16 protein-coding genes are annotated in these 17,435 nt (G+C 61.9%); 8 read left to right on the forward strand and 8 right to left on the reverse strand.

Going from position 1 to position 17,435, the window contains the following annotated elements; genetic code table 11:
* Window positions 1–15 precede the first annotated feature (15 nt).
* Entirely contained in the window at window positions 16–1,014 is a 999-nt protein-coding gene (locus ACP15S_RS01055) for a DUF2125 domain-containing protein (protein ID WP_425037626.1), read from the reverse strand.
* Between the two features lie 78 nt (window positions 1,015–1,092).
* Here ACP15S_RS01055 and ACP15S_RS01060 point away from each other — a divergent pair, with 78 nt between their 5' ends.
* The 3 genes from ACP15S_RS01060 to ACP15S_RS01070 all read left to right on the forward strand — a co-directional run bounded on the left by ACP15S_RS01060 (window position 1,093) and on the right by ACP15S_RS01070 (window position 5,284).
* Window positions 1,093–1,626 (forward strand): gamma-glutamylcyclotransferase, encoded by a 534-nt coding sequence (locus ACP15S_RS01060; protein WP_425037628.1) that lies wholly within the window; start codon window positions 1,093–1,095, stop codon window positions 1,624–1,626.
* Between the two features lie 154 nt (window positions 1,627–1,780).
* A complete protein-coding gene (locus tag ACP15S_RS01065) occupies window positions 1,781–2,992 on the forward strand; it encodes a biopolymer transporter ExbB (protein WP_425037630.1) in 1,212 nt (403 codons plus the stop codon).
* A 3-nt stretch (window positions 2,993–2,995) separates the two neighbouring features.
* A complete protein-coding gene (locus ACP15S_RS01070) occupies window positions 2,996–5,284 on the forward strand; it encodes a peptidoglycan -binding protein (protein WP_425037632.1) in 2,289 nt (762 codons plus the stop codon).
* A 359-nt stretch (window positions 5,285–5,643) separates the two neighbouring features.
* Here the strand turns inward: ACP15S_RS01070 and ACP15S_RS01075 are convergent, their stop codons facing one another.
* Window positions 5,644–6,648, reverse strand: coding sequence for an NADP-dependent oxidoreductase (locus ACP15S_RS01075; protein ID WP_425037634.1), 1,005 nt, complete (start codon window positions 6,646–6,648; stop codon window positions 5,644–5,646).
* Window positions 6,649–6,751: 103 nt separating this feature from the next.
* On the opposite strand from ACP15S_RS01075, the gene ACP15S_RS01080 reads away from it, so the two are divergent.
* The 5 genes from ACP15S_RS01080 (at window position 6,752) to ACP15S_RS01100 (ending at window position 12,891) form a co-directional block, all read left to right on the forward strand.
* Window positions 6,752–8,392: a long-chain-fatty-acid--CoA ligase gene (locus ACP15S_RS01080; RefSeq protein ID WP_425037636.1), complete on the forward strand. Its 1,641-nt coding sequence runs from the start codon at window positions 6,752–6,754 to the stop codon at window positions 8,390–8,392.
* Window positions 8,393–8,395: 3 nt separating this feature from the next.
* Window positions 8,396–9,625, forward strand: coding sequence for an acyl-CoA dehydrogenase family protein (locus ACP15S_RS01085; RefSeq protein ID WP_425037638.1), 1,230 nt, complete (start codon window positions 8,396–8,398; stop codon window positions 9,623–9,625).
* A 62-nt stretch (window positions 9,626–9,687) separates the two neighbouring features.
* Window positions 9,688–10,698 (forward strand): phosphotransferase family protein, encoded by a 1,011-nt coding sequence (locus ACP15S_RS01090; protein WP_425037639.1) that lies wholly within the window; start codon window positions 9,688–9,690, stop codon window positions 10,696–10,698.
* Window positions 10,691–11,125 (forward strand): PaaI family thioesterase, encoded by a 435-nt coding sequence (locus tag ACP15S_RS01095; RefSeq protein ID WP_425037641.1) that lies wholly within the window; start codon window positions 10,691–10,693, stop codon window positions 11,123–11,125. The genes ACP15S_RS01090 and ACP15S_RS01095 overlap by 8 nt, the downstream gene beginning before the upstream one ends.
* 209 nt (window positions 11,126–11,334) lie before the next feature.
* Complete coding sequence (locus ACP15S_RS01100; RefSeq protein WP_425037643.1) at window positions 11,335–12,891, forward strand: 2-isopropylmalate synthase; 1,557 nt, start codon at window positions 11,335–11,337, stop codon at window positions 12,889–12,891.
* A 73-nt stretch (window positions 12,892–12,964) separates the two neighbouring features.
* Here the strand turns inward: ACP15S_RS01100 and ACP15S_RS01105 are convergent, their stop codons facing one another.
* From ACP15S_RS01105 to ACP15S_RS01130, 6 genes are all read right to left on the reverse strand, one after another.
* The gene (locus ACP15S_RS01105) at window positions 12,965–13,369 is read right to left on the reverse strand and encodes an acyl-CoA thioesterase (RefSeq protein WP_425037645.1); all 405 of its coding nucleotides are present in this window, start codon (window positions 13,367–13,369) and stop codon (window positions 12,965–12,967) included.
* 29 nt (window positions 13,370–13,398) lie between these two features.
* Window positions 13,399–14,163, reverse strand: a complete 765-nt coding sequence (locus tag ACP15S_RS01110; RefSeq protein ID WP_425037647.1) for a TIGR02186 family protein — start codon at window positions 14,161–14,163, stop codon at window positions 13,399–13,401.
* A gap of 1 nt (window position 14,164) precedes the next feature.
* Window positions 14,165–15,082 carry a sulfite exporter TauE/SafE family protein gene (locus tag ACP15S_RS01115; protein ID WP_425037649.1) on the reverse strand — a complete coding sequence of 306 codons (918 nt, stop codon included), beginning with the start codon at window positions 15,080–15,082 and terminating at the stop codon, window positions 14,165–14,167.
* Window positions 15,083–15,182: 100 nt separating this feature from the next.
* Window positions 15,183–16,148 carry an ABC transporter permease gene (locus ACP15S_RS01120; protein WP_425037651.1) on the reverse strand — a complete coding sequence of 322 codons (966 nt, stop codon included), beginning with the start codon at window positions 16,146–16,148 and terminating at the stop codon, window positions 15,183–15,185.
* Window positions 16,148–17,242, reverse strand: a complete 1,095-nt coding sequence (locus tag ACP15S_RS01125; RefSeq protein ID WP_425037653.1) for an ABC transporter permease — start codon at window positions 17,240–17,242, stop codon at window positions 16,148–16,150. The genes ACP15S_RS01120 and ACP15S_RS01125 overlap by 1 nt, the downstream gene beginning before the upstream one ends.
* A gap of 34 nt (window positions 17,243–17,276) precedes the next feature.
* Window positions 17,277–17,408, reverse strand: coding sequence for a hypothetical protein (locus ACP15S_RS01130; protein ID WP_425037655.1), 132 nt, complete (start codon window positions 17,406–17,408; stop codon window positions 17,277–17,279).
* Window positions 17,409–17,435: the final 27 nt, after the last annotated feature.

The raw sequence follows: 17,435 nt of genomic DNA on the forward strand, positions 1-17,435 counted from the left end.
GCCGGGTTGCAAGGGCTATCTGAGCTGGATGCGCGGGGCAGGGCCCAGAGGCAGCGGCCCGAGGAAGACCTGGCCCCGGCGGAAGGTCAGCTCGACATCCAGCGCGTCTGCATTGCCCGAGAGCGCGGCCAACGCGCCCAAGGGCCCCGCGATGGCCTCAGCGGCGCCACGGGGCAAAAGCTCGGTCGCCTCCGCCAGCTCCAGCATATCGCGCCACTCGCGCGCTTGCAGGGAGACCGCGCCTTCGGGCCGCCCCGTCTGGTCAATCTCCAACTCGCCCGAGAGGCGCAATTGCATGGGGCCCCAGGCTGCCTCTGCGATGTCCAGATCGATCGCTGTGGGCTGCGGGCGCGCTGTCTCGACGGCGGACAGACCCCAGGGTGTGTCGAATGTGGCGGTCATATCGAGGCGCGCGGTCGAAAAGGTTTCGGGCAGAGCGCGCCCCAGCTGCCGCAGGAGAGGCGCGGAGAGCGCAAGGCCATCGGCGGTGGCCGCGATCCGGTAGCTTGGCGTGTCCTCCTGCCGCTCAACTGCGGCGCGCAACGCCGCCAGAGCCGTGACATCGCCGCTGCGCGTCTCGGTCAGGGTCAGGGTTTCGGCCGCCAGATTGGCCCGCCGCAGCGGCAAATCCGGCGCGGCATCGGTCACAAGCGAGGCCTGCAGGGAATCGTTGGTGATATCAAAGCTTTGGTTGACCGAGGAAAACCGGTGGGTGTCGGGCCAGATGGCAATCACATGGTTGGGCTTGTAGCTCAGCATGAGGAGCTGAAAGAAGGGCGCTTCCCATGCAAGACCTGTCTCGGGATCGGCGAGCGCGAGATCGCTCCATGTCGTGTCAAACCGGTTGGGAAAGCCGCGCACATCCAGCGCGCTGTATTCTGCCTGCCAGCCTTCGGATTCGCGCGCGTCAAACCATGTTTGATATTCCGATTTTAACGTCTGCGCGCCCCAGAACCAATAGCCCGACCAAAGCGCCGCTGCCAGCACGAGCAGAAGTGTCAGTTTCTTGAACATGTCTTTCACGTCCTGTTGCCGCCCTTTCCCTCGGGCCTCACGCGGTTTAAGCCATGCACAGCCAGAGAGGAAGAGCGCATGACACTATGGGTGTTCGGGTATGGATCGCTGTTGTGGAACCCCGGGTTCGAGGTGGCCGAGCAGCGGCTTGCCTCGCTGGAGGACTTTGCGCGGTCTTTCTGCATGCGCTCCATTCATCACCGCGGAACGGAAGAAGATCCGGGCCTTGTGCTGGCGCTTGATGAAAAGTCGGGCGCTGTCTGCGATGGGCTGGCTCTGCGCGCAAAACCCGGCACGGAAGAGGCCACGCTGGCCTATCTGCGGGAGCGCGAGCTGATCTCCTCGGCCTATGTGGAACGTCATGTCATGCTAGGACTCGACGATGGCCGCCGGGTTGAGGCGCTGGCCTATGTGATCAACCGGGATCATTGGCAATATTGCCGTGATCTGCCGCTGGAAGACCAGGCACAGATCATCGCGCGCGCGGTCGGCGGACGCGGGCCCAATACGGAATACCTCTGGAACACGACGGAGCATCTGGACCAATTGGGCATTCAGGATGCGGATTTGCACTGGCTCTCGCAGCGGGTGCGCAGCCTTGTCGGGGAATGACCCGGGCTAGGACAGCGACCCCCGCGATGCGGCGCTGAGGCCGATCCTGCCGTGATCTCACACCCTTGCGCGGGTGGTGCATAAATACCCTTTGCGGCCCTCGCGCTTTCGCCTACTATATGTGCCAATTCAACCCTGTCAGGACCGCGCCCGAATGGACCGAACAGACCGCGAGGCAGACCCGCAGTTTACACAACCCTACAGGCAAGTGATCCTGATGCTTCTGGTATTGGGCCTCACCGGCGCTGGCACGGTCTTGGCACTGCCACGGGTGTTGCCTGTCTTTGAGGCAAATCCCTATCTCAATGGGTTCATTCTCTTTGTCTTCGTGATTGGCGTGCTGGCCTGTTTTTGGCAGGTCTGGCAGCTGATCGGCTCCGTGCGATGGATCGAAAGTTTTGCGCGCGGGGGCCGCTCAACGCACACGCCGCCGCGTCTGCTGGCGCCTCTGGCCGCGCTCTTGGGCCAGCGGGGCCGCTCAACCATGACAATCAGCCAAAGCTCGCAGCGCTCGATCCTTGATTCCATCGCGCAGCGTATCGATGAGGTGCGCGAAATCACGCGCTACATCGTCAGCCTGTTGATTTTCCTTGGGCTTTTGGGCACGTTTTACGGATTGGCGACAACTGTCCCCGCGCTCGTCGATACCATTCGCTCGCTGTCTCCCGAAGAAGGCGAGACCGGCGCGCAGGTGTTTCAGCGTCTGCAAGTGGGGCTGGAGAGCCAGCTGGGCGGCATGGGTGTGGCCTTTGCATCGTCTTTGCTCGGGCTGGCCGGGTCTCTCGTGGTCGGCCTGTTGGAGCTGTTTGCAGGCCACGGGCAGAACCGCTTTTACCGCGAGTTGGAGGAATGGCTCAGTTCGATCACCCGTCTGGGGTTTGCATCCGGCGACAGCGATGAAAACAGCTCCGCCGATCACCAGTTCATGGTCGCCGTGGTGGATCATCTGGGCGAGCAGATGGAGGGCATCCAGCAGATGTTTACGGCCTCCGATGTCTCGCGCTCCATGGTGGACGAGAAGATCGGCAAACTGGCCGATGCGGTTGAGCGGATGACGGAACGGCTTGAGGCGCAGGAACCGGCCTCCACGGCACTGGCGCGGCTTGCCGAAGGGCAGGAACGTCTGCTGGAGACGTTGGAGAACGGTGTGGGCGGCGGCGGGATCGATGCCGAAAGCCGCATGCGCCTGCGCTCCATTGATGTGCAGATGCTGCGCATACTCGAGGAAATCTCCGCCGGTCGGCAGGAAACCATGGCAGAGCTGCGCACCGACATTTCCGCCCTGTCGCGCGCCTTGCAGCAGGGGCAGCAACGCGCCCGTGCCGAGCGCCCGATGTCTTTGCGCGGGCCTGAGCAGGAGCGCTAGCCCATGGCTCTCTCCCGCCGCACCGGCGCCCGCCTGCAGGCTTCGATCTGGCCCGGTTTCGTGGATGCGATGACGGGGCTGCTCCTCGTTTTGATGTTCGTGTTGACCATTTTCATGGTCGTGCAATTTACCCTGCGCGAAACGATTTCCGGGCAAGCGACCGAGCTCAATGAGCTTTCCGCGGAAGTGGCCGCTCTTGCGGATGCTTTGGGTCTGGAACGCACACGGTCTGCCAATCTCGAAACCGAGCTGGGCACCTTGCGCACAACGCTCGATGACAGTCAGCGGCTCGCCGATCTGCAAGCCACAACCATCGCCCAACTGCGCTCCGATCTGGCCACGCAAGACGCCGCACTGGCCGAGGCCCGGGGGCGTATCACGAGTTTTGAAGCGCAAGTTGCGTCGCTATTGGCCGAGAGAGAGGATGGTTTGGCCCAGATCGCCGGTCTGGAAGCCGAGCAGGCTGAGCTTTTGTCGGAACAAGAGGCCCTAACCCTCGCTCTGGCCAGCGCCCGCGACGAGATTGACGCCAGCGCAGAGGCCGCGCGGTTGGCGGCAGCGCAGCGGGAGGCGCTCGAAGCGCTGATCGCTGATTTGCAGACCCGCAACGAGGAGGGCGCTGCGCGGCAGGCGGTTCTTCAAGCGGATCTGGACGAGGCCACGCAAGCGCTCTCAGCGGAGGAGGCGGCGCGGCTGACGGAGGCTGCGGCGGCAGAGGCGTTGCGCGCGCGCCTTGCTGAGGCAGATGCAGAACTCACCGCCATGACGCTGGCGCTTGAGGCAGAACGCAAAGCCGCGGAGGACACTCTGACATTACTTGCAGCCGCGCAATCGGCAGAGCAGGATCTGACGGAACGGCTGGCGCAAGCTGTGCTCGCACAGGAGGCAGCACGCCAATTGGCGGAAAATGCCACGCAAGACATCGACAATCTCGAAGCCCGTCTCGCCGCAGCGCTGCTGGCACAACAAGAGGCCGAAAATCGTGTGGCCGTCCTCTCGGGCACGGAAGAAGACACGCAATCGCGCCTCGCAGCTGCCCTGCAAGCCATCGAAGAGGCTGAGGCGCAAGGCGCCGCCGATGCGGCCCGTGCCGCAGATCTCGCAGACCAACTGGCGGCCGCGCTTGCGGCGCGCAGCCTTGCCGAAAGCGCACTGGAACAAGAGGCGCAAAGCGCGCAGGAGTTGCAAGTCGAACTGGCCGCAGCCCTCGCGGCGCAACAGCAATCGCAAGCTGCCCTCGAAGATCAACAGCAACAGGCCTCAAGCGCGATCGACGCGCTGGAAGCGGAACTCGCGGCAGCATTGGCATCGCAACGGGCAGCAGAGGCCGCCGTCGCCACCCAGGCCGAGACTGCGGAGGCTGCAATTGCCGATCTGACCGCTCAATTGAGCCAAACGCAGGCGGAACTCGAAGCCGCGCGCGCGAGCTTGTCCGGTACGGAACAAGACCTGCAACAGCGCCTGGCAGCGGCTCTCGCAGCCGCTCGTGAGGCGGAAGCCGCGCAAAAGCGGCAACTGACCGAAGCCGAGACGCGCGCGGCGCTGCTCGAAGCGGCTCAGGACGAGCTGAACGCCCAAAGCGCACAAACCCAGGAAGCCCAAAGGCAAGCGGCGCTGCTCAACCAGCAGGTGGCCGCGCTGCGCGCCCAGCTGGGTCAATTGCAAGCCCTGCTGGATGACGCAAAAGCCCGCGATGCCGCGGCGCAAGTTCAGCTGGAAACGCTTGGCTCTGATCTCAACACGGCATTGGCGCGCGCGGCGGCAGAGGAACGCGCACGACGCATCCTCGAGGAAGAAAAAGCGCGCCGGCTCGAAGAACAGGCCCGTGACCTCGAGCGCTTCCGGTCCGAGTTCTTTGGCCGCCTGCGCGATGTGTTGGGCGGGCAGGAAGGCATCCGTATCGAGGGGGACCGTTTCGTCTTCGCCTCGGAAGTGCTGTTTCCCCCCGGTGGGGCGGATTTGTCCGATCTGGGGCAAGCTGAAATTGCAAAGGTTGCGTCCATCCTGCAGGCCGTGGGCGATGATATTCCCGCCGAGATCGATTGGATCATCCGTGTCGATGGGCACACTGACAATGTCGCCCTGTCCGGTCTGGGCGAATTTCAGGACAATTGGGAATTGTCACAAGCCCGCGCTCTTTCGGTCGTCAAATACATGATCGACGAGTTGGGGATCGCCCCCAACAGGTTGGCGGCAAACGGGTTTGGCGAATACCAACCGGTCAACACGGCCGACACAGATGCCGCACGCGCACAAAACCGACGCATCGAGTTGAAATTGACCGAGCGGTAAAGCGTTTCGACTTTTCCTGGAGGCAACCCGGCCTGTTTTTTCTGGTTCGAGCTTCCTGCGAGAAGCAACGACAAAGTTCCTCCCAATTCAAATCGAAGCGCTAGAGGGGGCTCTGCCCCCAACGCCCTGCGGGCGTTTCCCCCGAGGTATTTCAAGACAAAAGAAGCCTGCCGCTAACTCCGCATTAAGGTTAATGCGTCAGTATCAAAGCGCGGTACAGGCGGAGGCGCCGATGACCGTGGCGAAAGAAGAGCGTTGGAACTCTTCGAAAGATGCAGGGAGTTTGCGCTCTCTGCATCTTCTTTTGTCTTCAAATACCTCGGGGTGAGCCTCCGCAGGAGGCGAGGGGCAGCGCCCCTCTATATGGCTACGATAGCTTTCCCGGTGTTGCCGCCGTTCAGAAGCGACAGGAATGCCGATGGTGCGTTTTCAAGGCCTTCGGTTATGTCTTCGATATAGGCAATATCTCCCTGCGCGACGGGGCCTGTCATCTCTTCAAGAAATTCCGGGAAAAGGTCCCAGTGGTCAAAGACGATCAGGCCCTGAATCCGCAGACGCTTCACCAACGTGGCGCGCCACAGAGCTGGCAGGTGATCTGGGCCAGAGGTATCAACGCCGGAATACCAGGCGATGGTTCCAATCAAGGGGATGCGGCCATGTGTGTTCATTAGAGGCAGGGCAGCCTGAAGAACCTTGCCGCCGACATTCTCGAAATAGATGTCGATCCCGTCTTGTGCGGCCTCGCTGAGAGCGGCGCGCAAGGTTTTCACATCATGGGCGCGATGGTCGAGGGCTGCATCGAAGCCAAAGGTGTCTTTGGCCAATGTGCATTTCTCTTCGCCCCCGGCGATAGCGATCGTGCGCAGACCTGCGCGTTTTGCGATTTGGCCAACCATGGAACCCACCGGGCCCGTGGCGGCGGCCACGGCCAGCGTTTCACCGGATTGCGGCGCGCCAATTGTTTTCATGGCGGCCCAGGCGGTGAAGCCCGGCATGCCCAGAACGCCGAGGGCAGTTGTGGCAGGCAGGCGCGTGTCGAGTTTGCGCACGCCTTCGCCAGGCAAAACGGCGTGGCTGGCCCAGCCGGTGATCCCGGTCACGAGATCGCCTTCCTTGATCCCGTCGGCGCGCGAGGCCAGCACGTGGCCGACGCCTTGGCCTGTCATTTTCTCGCCCAAGGCCACGCTCGGCGCATAGCTTTTCACGTCATCCATGCGGCCACGCATGTAGGGATCGAGTGACAGATGGGACACTTCGATCAGGACTTCGCCCGCGCCCGGTTCCGGCATGGCGCCCTCTTCCACTCTGAAGTTGTCCAGCTTGGCTGGCCCGTTGGGCCTTTGCGCCAGTACGACCTGTTTCATATGCGCTCCATTGTTTTTGCTTGCGCGTCCGCCGCGCTATCTCGAGACTTACGATCAACGAGCTTGGCCCGTGAGGCAAGCCAGAACAGGGAGGGACCTCGGTATGCTCATGGGGCAAATGATGAATGATCCTTTGAGGATCATTGATATCTTGCGATACGCGGCGGATGCCTACCCTGAGGAGGGCATCGTTTCGGCGCGGTGTGAGGCCGATCTGCATCGCGAGACTTACGGGCAAGCTTATGCCCGGGCGGGGCAAATGGCGCATGCTTTGACCCGACTAGGTGTCGCGCAGGGCGACCGGGTCGCTACGCTGGCCTGGAACGGACATCGCCATTTTGAGCTCTACTATGCGATCTCCGGCATGGGAGCGGTCTGTCATACGATCAACCCGCGGCTCTCGGCAGAGCAGATGCTCTACATCATTGGCCATGCCGAGGATCGGGTGATCTTCTTCGATTTGACCTTTCTGCCAATTCTTGAGGGGCTGTCCGGGCATTTGCCCGAAGGGATCACGCTGATTTGCATGACCGACCGGGCCAATATGCCTGAGTCCAGCCTCGACCTGCTGTGCTATGAGGAGCTTTTGGCCACTGAGGCGTCTGCGTTTGATTGGCCATTGCTGGACGAAAATGCCGCGGCGGGGCTGTGTTACACATCGGGGACGACGGGCAATCCCAAGGGCGCGCTTTTCTCGCACCGATCCAACGTGATCCATGCCTTCTCTGTCGCGCTGACATTGAAGGACACGCTCTTTGAAGGCGCGCGGGTCATGCCCGTCGTGCCGCAGTTTCATGTCAATGCCTGGGGGCTGCCCTATGTGGGGCCGCTCTCTGGGGTGTCGCTCATTATGCCGGGGCCCGCGCTCGACGGGGCGTCGGTCTTTGATCTGATGGACAGTGAGAAGGTGACGTCATCCTGGGGCGTGCCCACGGTCTGGCTGGGGCTGCAAGGTGAGATCGCCAAGCGGGGACGCAACCCGTCTGCGCTGGCGCAAGTCGTGATCGGTGGTTCCGCCGCGCCGCGTGCCATGATCGAGGGCTTTGAGACACAGGGCATTTCGGTCTGCCATGCCTGGGGGATGACGGAGATGAGCCCGGTGGGCACCCATGGGATTTTGAGCCCTGCGGCGCGCACCAAGCCGTTGGAAGAGCGGATTGAGAGGCAATGCTTGCAGGGTCGCCGGGTCTTTGGCTGTGATCTCAAGATTGTCGATGAGGCGGGCGCGAGGTTGCCGCATGACGGCAAGGCGGCGGGCGAGCTTTACGTGCGCGGGCCTTTCATTGTCTCGGGGTATTTCAACAACCCGGACGCCACCGAAGCCGCTATGGACGACGAGGGTTGGTTTGGCACAGGCGACGTGGCCTCCATCACGGCGGACGGGTTCCTGAATTTGCAGGACCGCGCCAAGGATCTGGTCAAGTCGGGCGGCGAGTGGATCTCGTCGATCGATCTTGAAAACGTGGTGATGGGGCATCCGCAGGTGGCCAATTGCGCCGTGATCGCGCAGCCCCATCCCAAGTGGGACGAGCGGCCCTTGCTGGTTGTGGTGCCTGCAGGTGAGGCGCGGATCACGCTGGAGGAGGTGCATGGCTTGATGGGCGATCATTTCGCCAAATGGCAATTCCCCGATGACGTTGTCTTTATCGAGGAGATGCCACTGACGGCGACGGGCAAGGTCTCCAAACTGACGCTGCGCAAGATGTTTGCCGATTACGTATTGCCGGATTTGAGGGAAGGGTAAGCCATGGATCTTGGGGTTACGGAGAAAGTCCGTCCGCTTATCGAGGCGGTGCGGCGCATGGTCGAGGATGAGATCGCGCCGCTGGATGCGGAGTACCATGCGGAGGTGGGCAAGCACCCCTCGGGCGATCGGTTCCAGCATACCGCGCGACAGCTGGAGATACTGGACGGCCTCAAGGCAGAGGCGCGCAAGCGCGGGCTGTGGAACTTCTGGCTCACGGAGTCTGAGCGGGGCTATGGGCTCTCCACGGTGGAATATGCCTATCTCGCCGAAGAGATGGGCAAGGTCGGTATCGCGGCAGAGGTGTTCAATTGCAATGCGCCGGATACCGGGAACATGGAGGTGCTCGAGCGCTATTGCTCTGCGACCCATAAGGCGCGCTGGCTCGGGCCTTTGCTGGAGGGCAAAATTCGCTCGGCCTATGTCATGACGGAACCAGAGGTGGCGTCCTCCGATGCAGCGCAACTGGCCTTTGAGGCGAAGCGCGATGGGGACCATTACGTCCTGAACGGCGAGAAATGGTGGATCTCCGGCGCAGGCGATCCGCGCTGTGCCTGTTATATCGTCATGGCCTGCACGGACCCGGGCGCGCCCAAGCATCAGCGACATACGATGTTTGTCATGGACGCAGATACGCCGGGCATTGAGGTGCTGCGGCCCATGCAGGTCTTTGGCCATGACGATGCGCCCCATGGGCATATGCATCTGCGGTTTACCGATGTGCGGGTGCCGGTGGAGAATGTTGTCCTTGGCGAGGGGCGCGGTTTTGAAGTGGCCCAGGGGCGGCTCGGGCCGGGGCGCATTCATCATTGCATGCGTGCCATTGGTCAGGCGGAGAAGGCGCTTGAGATGATGGTGCGGCGCGGCATGGGGCGCGAGGCCTTTGGCAAGCCCATCGTGGAACTCGGGGCCAATTACGACATCATCGCCAACGCGCGGATGGAGATCGAGATGGCGCGGCTGCTTTGCCTCAAGGCGGCCTGGATGATGGACACGGCCGGCGTCCGCGCGGCGCAGCCCTGGATTTCCAAGATCAAGGTTGTGGCGCCGCTCATGGCGGGCAAAGTCGTGGATGAGGCGATGCAGTTGCATGGCGCCAAGGGCATCTCTCAGGATCTCGATCTGGCCGCGATGTGGACCCATATCCGGACCTTGCGATTTGCGGATGGGCCTGATGCGGTGCACCGGCGGCAGGTGGCGCGGGCAGAATTGCGGAAGTATTCAAACAGCTGAGGGCGTCTTGGGGGCCAGCCCCCAAACCCCCGGAGTTTATCCGGCAAGATGAAGGGGCAGTGATGCAAGACGAAGATCTGGTGCGTGTGGCCGCGTGGTGTGAGCGTCATGTGTCTGGCTTTCAGGGCAGTTTGCGCGCGCGGCAGTTTTCGACAGGGCAATCGAACCCGACCTATTTGCTCGAAGCGGGATCAGGCCGATATGTTTTGCGGCGCAAGCCGGACGGCGTTTTGTTGAAGTCGGCCCATGCGGTGGACCGGGAGTACCGCGTCATGCGGGCTTTGGCGGGCAGCGATGTGCCTGTGCCTCGGGTGCATGGGTTGTGCGAGGATGACACCGTTTTGGACACGATGTTTTTCGTGATGGATCATGTTTCGGGGCGGGTGCACATGGATCCCTCGTTGCCGGATCAGAGCGCGCCTGATCGTCGCGCGATCCTTCTGGAGATGGCGCGTGTTCTGGCGGCGATCCATCAGGTGGATCCAGGCGCTGTGGGCTTGCACGATTTTGGACCGCCGGGGGATTATTATGCCCGTCAGCTTGCGCGTTGGAGCAAGCAATACCGCGCGTCGGAGACGGGCCAGATCGTGGATATGGATGCGCTGATTGCCTGGCTTGACGCACATCTTCCCGCCGATGATGGCGCGCGGGTTTTGGTCCATGGGGACTACCGGATCGACAACCTGCTCTTTGAGGATACGCGGTGCACGGCGGTTCTGGATTGGGAATTGTCGACCCTTGGGCATCCTTACGCGGATCTTGCGGGCGTGCTGATGCAGTGGCGCTTGCCGCCGGGGGATCTTGGGCGCGGCTTGGCGGGCATTGACCGCGCCTCGCTTGGCTTGCTGGACGATGAGGCCTTTGTCGCAGCCTATGCGGAGGCGCGGGGGATCGCGCCGCCTGCGGATTTGCGTTTCTACATCGCCTTTGCCTTCTTTCGGATGGGCGCGATTTTGCAGGGCGTGAAGAAGCGCGCCCTTGACGGCAATGCGGCCAACCCGGAGAAAGCGCGGCAGTTGGGGGCGTTTGTCCCGGAATTCGCACGATTGGGATTGGAGGCGGCGCATGGGTGACACGGATGGTGCAGCGTGGGAGAGCCCATATCCTTTTGCCAGCCATATCGGGATGGATCTGACCTCCTGGACGCGGGATTTTGCGCGGATTGAGCTCCCGATCGTGCCGCATATCGGCAATCGTCATGGCATCCCCCATGGTGGTGTGCATGCCAGCCTGCTGGATACCTGCATGGGCTATGCGGGCTGTTTTACCGGTGATCCCGAGGCGCGCCGCTACTGTCTGACGTTGAACCTGAGTGTGAACTACATCGGGCGGCCCGAGGGGGCGCGTCTGATTGCCGAGGGGCGCAGAACAGGCGGCGGGGCCAAGACGTTTTTCGCCGAAGGCCGATTGGTTGATGAGCTGGGCACATTGGTGGCTTCCTCCACTGGCGTGTTTCGATACGTCTCCGCGCCGCAAGGCGAAACGACCCCCGTCGCATAATTCACACTTTTCATTCAGAATTTGCCGGGTATAGTCAGCGCCATGACACGCCAAGATCATATCGCCCCTTTGACCGCGCGCCCGCGCGCGGCGGCGAGCCTTGGCCTTCTTCTTCTCCTTAGCCGCCTCTGAGCGGGCCTTTCGGGCCGCGACCGCTCAGAGGATGCATGCCGCGCCCATCAGGCTTTAAGGACAAAGGACCCCAGAATATGACCAAAGATAGAGTTGTCATTTTTGACACGACCCTGCGCGATGGCGAACAGAGCCCCGGCGCAACCATGACCCATGACGAGAAGCTGGAGATTGCCGAGCTGCTCGATGATATGGGCGTTGATATTATCGAAGCTGGTTTCCCGATTGCCTCTGAGGGGGATTTCCGGGCGGTGAGCGAGATTGCGGAGCGCTCCAAGGATGCGGTGATCTGTGGGCTGGCGCGCGCGCAACTGCCCGATATTGATCGCTGCTGGGAGGCTGTGAAGAAGGCCGCTCAGCCGCGCATCCACACCTTTATCGGCACCTCGCCATTGCACCGCGCGATCCCCAACCTCACGATGGATGAGATGGCCGAGCGCATCGAGCAGACCGTCAGCCATGCGCGCAACCTGTGTGACAACGTGCAATGGTCGCCCATGGATGCGACGCGCACGGAATGGGACTATCTCTGCCGCGTGGTCGAGATTGCGATCAAAGCGGGCGCCTCGACGATCAATATCCCTGACACCGTTGGTTATACCGCCCCGCGCGAAAGTGCGGATCTGATCCGGCGGCTCATCGAGACGGTACCCGGGGCGGATGATGTGATCTTCGCCACCCATTGTCACAATGACCTCGGCATGGCGACGGCCAACAGCCTCGCGGCTGTAGAAGGGGGCGCGCGCCAGATCGAATGCACGATCAATGGCCTGGGCGAGCGGGCGGGCAATACCGCGCTCGAAGAGGTTGTGATGGCGATGAAGGTGCGTGGCGACATCATGCCGTTTGAGACGCGCATCGACACTCAGAAAATCATGCATATCTCGCGCCGCGTCTCAGCGGTGTCTGGCTTTGCAGTCCAATTCAACAAGGCCATTGTCGGCAAAAACGCCTTTGCCCATGAGAGCGGGATCCACCAGGACGGCATGCTGAAAAATGCCGAAACCTTTGAGATCATGCGGCCTGAAGACGTGGGCATCGCGGGCACCTCGCTGCCTCTGGGCAAGCATTCGGGGCGCGCGGCGCTGCGGGCCAAGCTCAAGGAGTTGGGCGTCGAGGTGGGGGACAACCAGCTCAAGGATATCTTCGTGCGGTTCAAGGATTTGGCGGACCGCAAGAAAGAAGTCTATGACGACGATATTCTGGCCCTCGTCTCGGCCACGACGGATGAAGAGGATCATCTGGAGTTGGTCAACCTGAAAATCCTCTGCGGTACAGGCGGCCCAGCGGAAGCGACGCTGGAGATGGCCGTTGGCGGCACGGATCAAAGCGCTGAGGCCCCTGGCGACGGGCCTGTGGATGCGACCTTCAAAGCGGTACGTGTGCTGCATCCCAATGAAGCGCGTTTGCAGCTCTATCAGGTCAGCGCGGTGACCGAAGGCACGGATGCGCAGGCCACTGTGACGGTGCGACTGGAAGAGGATGGCATGATTGCCACGGGCCAATCCGCCGACACCGATACGGTTGTGGCCTCCGCCAAGGCTTATATTCAGGCGCTCAATCGCCTGATCGTGCGGCGGCAGAAGGTTGGGCCCGGGGCAGATGTCCGCGAAGTGAGCTACAAGGAGCTTTGAGGCCTGAGGCAAGGCTGATGCAGCCCGGCTTCCGCAAACGGCCTTGTTCCGAGCGCGGCACCGAAGAAACGTGCTAGAGCCCCTGCGGCATCCCGCTGGCCGGTACAATCCCCACAAGCAATGCGCGCTCTCGATCATCGAGGGCGCGTTTTTCATGGGTCTCAGGATCAACAGCCACCTGTGTGAAGCTCGCAGTGGTGGCGGCCTGATCCTCCGCGCCCTTGAACAGCCCGAGGATGAGCCGGAACGACGTGCGCCCGATGTGTTCGCAGGCCAGCCCGCAAGTAAGCGCATCGGGGAAGGCGAGCTCCGCGTGATACTCACAGTTGTTGGCCACGACGAGGAACCGGGTGTGCGCGGCCAGTAGTCCGCTCTCGGTCTGCCAATGGGTCAAAGCTGTGTCGAAGAGCGAGAGATAGGTCGCGTTGTTGAGATGCCCGTAGGCGTCATTGTCGGCCCAACGGGTCTGCAAGGGCATGTGCCAGCGGTATCGCGCCCGCGCGCGCATCAGCTCAGACGCAAGACGCGGAAGAGCGCAGAGGCGCCCCAGCCGGCGGCAATGGCAATGGCAAGCGACATCAGGCCATAGAGCAGCGGCTGCTCGCGCGAGAGCGAGAAGAGCCAACGCTCCAGCCCTACCTTGCGCACATCAAGTTCCGTCTCATGATGTGAGACGACGCCACCATCGCGCACCAGAAACACCCGTGTGACATAGGCGCCTTCGGTCAGATTGGCGGGCAGTTCGATGGCCGTGCGAAACAGGGTTTCCTCACGCAGATCGACGGCGCCTTCGCCCAGTTGGTAGACGCCTTGCGACATGCGGATGCGGATCACCGCATCGGAAAACCGCTCGACATCATCCACCGCGCCGCTTTCGCCCACAAGGCGGATGGCTTTGGGAATCGAGATCTTGTGGCGCAGGTCTTCCGTCTGCGAGAGGATCTCGTCCAGTGGGCCCGATGCGGCCACGGCATAAAACGAGGGCGCCTCATCAACGGTTACGGCTTCGGTGTTGATCCAGATGCCGAAGCGGCGCTCTTTCTTGCGGACAACCACCGGGGCGGAGGGGCCGGCCACTGTGATGACGACCTCCAGCGGGGAGGATTGCAGCGGCGCGTCGCGCTTGACAGCGCCAAAGATCAAAAGGTCGGAGCCATCGAAGTTCGTCGTGATCGCAATGCTGTCGCGGCTCATGCCCAGCACAACCTCTTCGGCCAATGCAAAGAGAGGGGCCAGCATGAGGGAAAGGCAGAGGAGCAGGCGGTGCAGCATATCAGTGGCCTCCCGCCGCGCCGAGCGAGTAGAGCTCTGTTGGCATGATCAGCAGATCAAGCGCGAGTTTACCGCAGACCGCCAGAACCATAAGGGCCAACAGAATGCGCAATTGCTCGGCCTTGAGCTTGGTGCCCAGCCGTGTGCCGATCTGCGCACCAATGACACCGCCCACAAGCAGCAGCACGGCAAGCACGATATCGACGGTGAAGTTGGTTGTCGCGTGCAGGAGCGTCGTGAAACCGGTCACGAAGATGATCTGAAAGAGCGATGTCCCGACGACGACTTTGGTGGGCATGTTGAGGATGTAGATCATGGCAGGCACCATGATGAAACCGCCGCCCACCCCCATGATGGCCGCCAGAATACCCACGAACACCCCGACGATCAGCGGCGGGATGACGGAGATATAGAGGCCAGAGGTGCGAAAGCGCATCTTGAAGGGCAGGGCGTCAATCCATGTGCGCTGCTTGCGGCGCGGAGCTGTGACGCCTTTCTTGTTGCGGCGCATGGCATTGAGGCTCTCGATGAACATCAAGCCACCGATAATGCCAAGAAAGACGACGTAGCAAAGCCGCACCAGCAGATCGACCTGGCCCAGTGACTTCAGGTAGTTGAAGAGGACCACCCCGAGCGCCGCGCCGACCAACCCGCCAATGAGCAGCACGGTCCCCATTTTGAGATCGACGGATTTTCGCCGCAGATGCGCGAGCACGCCGGAGAACGACGACGCGACAATCTGGTTGGCTTCCGTGGCCACGGCAACAGCAGGCGGGATGCCTATGAAAAACAAAAGCGGCGTCATCAAGAAGCCGCCGCCTACGCCAAACATGCCGGACAAGATGCCCACAATCCCGCCCAATCCCAATAGTAGGAAGGCATTGACCGAAACCTCGGCTATGGGCAGATAGATTTGCATAGTGTCTGTTAGACCAGTGTGGCGTGGTTTCGCAAGCGCAGCGAAGCCGCACTTGCGTTGGTCTTAGTGGAGATCCTCAACTGGACTTATCCGGCGGCACCTATCGTTCCTTGACGTAAGGCTCGCCCCCGGCGCGCGGCGGGATGGCTTTGCCGACAAACCCCGCAAGGATTACGACCGTCAGGATATAGGGCAAGGCATCCATGAATTGGACGGGAACGATGAAGGCGCCGAGGTCAATATTCTGGTATCGCAGGGCAATGGCTTGCAGGAAGCCAAAGAGCAGGCAGGCATAGAGCGCATACCAGGGCCGCCATTTGGCGAAGATGAGCGCCGCGAGCGCGATGAACCCCCGGCCCGCCGTCATGTCCTTCACGAAGCCCGCTTGCAGGGCCGTTGCGAGATAGGCGCCCGCGATCCCGCAGAGCACGCCGCAAATCGCCACGGCGGCGAAGCGCAGCCCCACCACAGAGACACCGGCCGTATCGACAGCTGCGGGGTTTTCGCCCACCGCGCGCAGGCGCAGCCCGAAGCGCGTCCGAAACAGGACCCACCACGTCAATGGCACCATGGCCAAGGCGACATAGACAAGGATCGAATGCCCTGAGATGAGCTCGTGATAAATCGGTCCGAGCAAGGGCACATCCTTGAGCGCCTCGGCAAAGGGCAGGGTGATCGGCTCAAAGCGACCATTGCCAATGAGCGACGGTGTGCGCCCGCCCTGCTGAAACCAGCTTTGAGCAATCAGCACGGTCAGGCCTGCGGCGAGGAAGTTGATAGCCACGCCGGAGATGAGCTGGTTGCCGCGAAACGTGATCGAGGCCAGCCCATGCAGGACAGAGAGTGCCATGGAAGCGGCAATCCCGGCCAGCAGCCCGAGCCACACATTGCCGGAAACCGCGGCAATCGCCGCAGCAAAGAAGGCGGCGGCCAACATCTTGCCCTCGAGGCCGATATCAAAAATGCCTGCACGCTCCGAGTAGAGCCCGGCCAGACAGGCCAGCAACAGCGGTGTGGCCAGTCGGATCGTGCTGTCGAGGACTTGAATAAGGGTCAGGAAATCCATCACGCTTGCCCCCGCTTGAAGGCCATGAAGAGCTTCTCAAGGGGCATGCGCACCATGTTGTCGAGCGCGCCTGTGAACAGGATCACCAGCGCCTGGATCACGACGATCAACTCACGGGGGATATTCGTCCAAAGCGCCAGTTCCGCGCCGCCCTGATAGAGAAAGCCGAAGAGCAGCGCCGCCATGGCCACGCCCACGGGATGCGAGCGCCCCATCAGCGCGACCGCGATCCCGATGAAGCCTGCGCCCTCGGTCGCGTTCAGGATCAGGCGTTCCGCCTCTCCCATGGTGGTGTTGAGCGCCATGAGCCCGGCCAGACCGCCAGAGATGAGCATGGCGACAACCGTGATCTTCACGGGGCTGATGCCTGCATATTTCGCAGCGCTCTCACTGTGCCCGAAGGCGCGTATTTCATAGCCCAACCGGGTCCGCCAGATCAGCGCCCAGACAACCACACAAGCCACCAGAGCGACAAACAAGGTCACATTCGCGGGGGCTGATTTGGAAAAGGCGATGCCCAAAGGCGTGAGCATCTCGTGCAATGTGGGAAGGCTGGCGGCTTCAGGGAACTTGGCGGTGGCCGGGTCCATGACGCCTTGCGGGCGCATGACGTTCACGAGCAGGTAATTCAACAGGGCCGAGGCGATGAAATTGAACATGATCGTCGTGATCACGATGTGGCTGCCGCGTTTGGCCTGCAAATAAGCGGGCAGAAAGGCCCAGAGTGCGCCAAAGAGGCCAGCAGAGAGCGTCGCGAAGAGGAGCGCAATCGTCCAGTGCGGCCAAGGAAAGTAAAGACAGACAATGGCGACTCCGAGCCCGCCCAACATGGCCTGACCTTCGCCGCCAATGTTGAAAAGCCGCGCGTGAAAGGCCACGGCAACGGCGAGACCGGTGAAGATGAAGTTGGTCGTGTAGTAGAGCGTGTAGCCCCATCCATAGGTGGAGCCGAGCGCGCCATTGACCATCAGCTTCACAGCTTCCCACGGGTCTTCGCCAATCGCGAGGATGACCAACGCCGAGATCAGCGCAGCCAGGATGATTGAAATCAGAGGGACGAGGACCGCATCGGCCCAGGCCGGCATACGTTCCATCAGCGCAGCCCTCCCGTCAGGAGAGGGACGCGGCTCAGACTAGTGCAAGAAGTGCCACGCCAGTGATCAACAGAAGCGCGACCGGCCACAGCGGCAGATCCGGTGTCTTGGCTTTGGTGCGGGCCACGGCCTGCGGTTTTTGCGGAGTGAGCAAGTGTTTGGTCATACGGTATCCTCTCCGAGGGCCAGAGTG

This window comes from Primorskyibacter sp. S187A (genome assembly GCF_049800955.1).
Lineage (GTDB): Bacteria > Pseudomonadota > Alphaproteobacteria > Rhodobacterales > Rhodobacteraceae > JAKVBH01.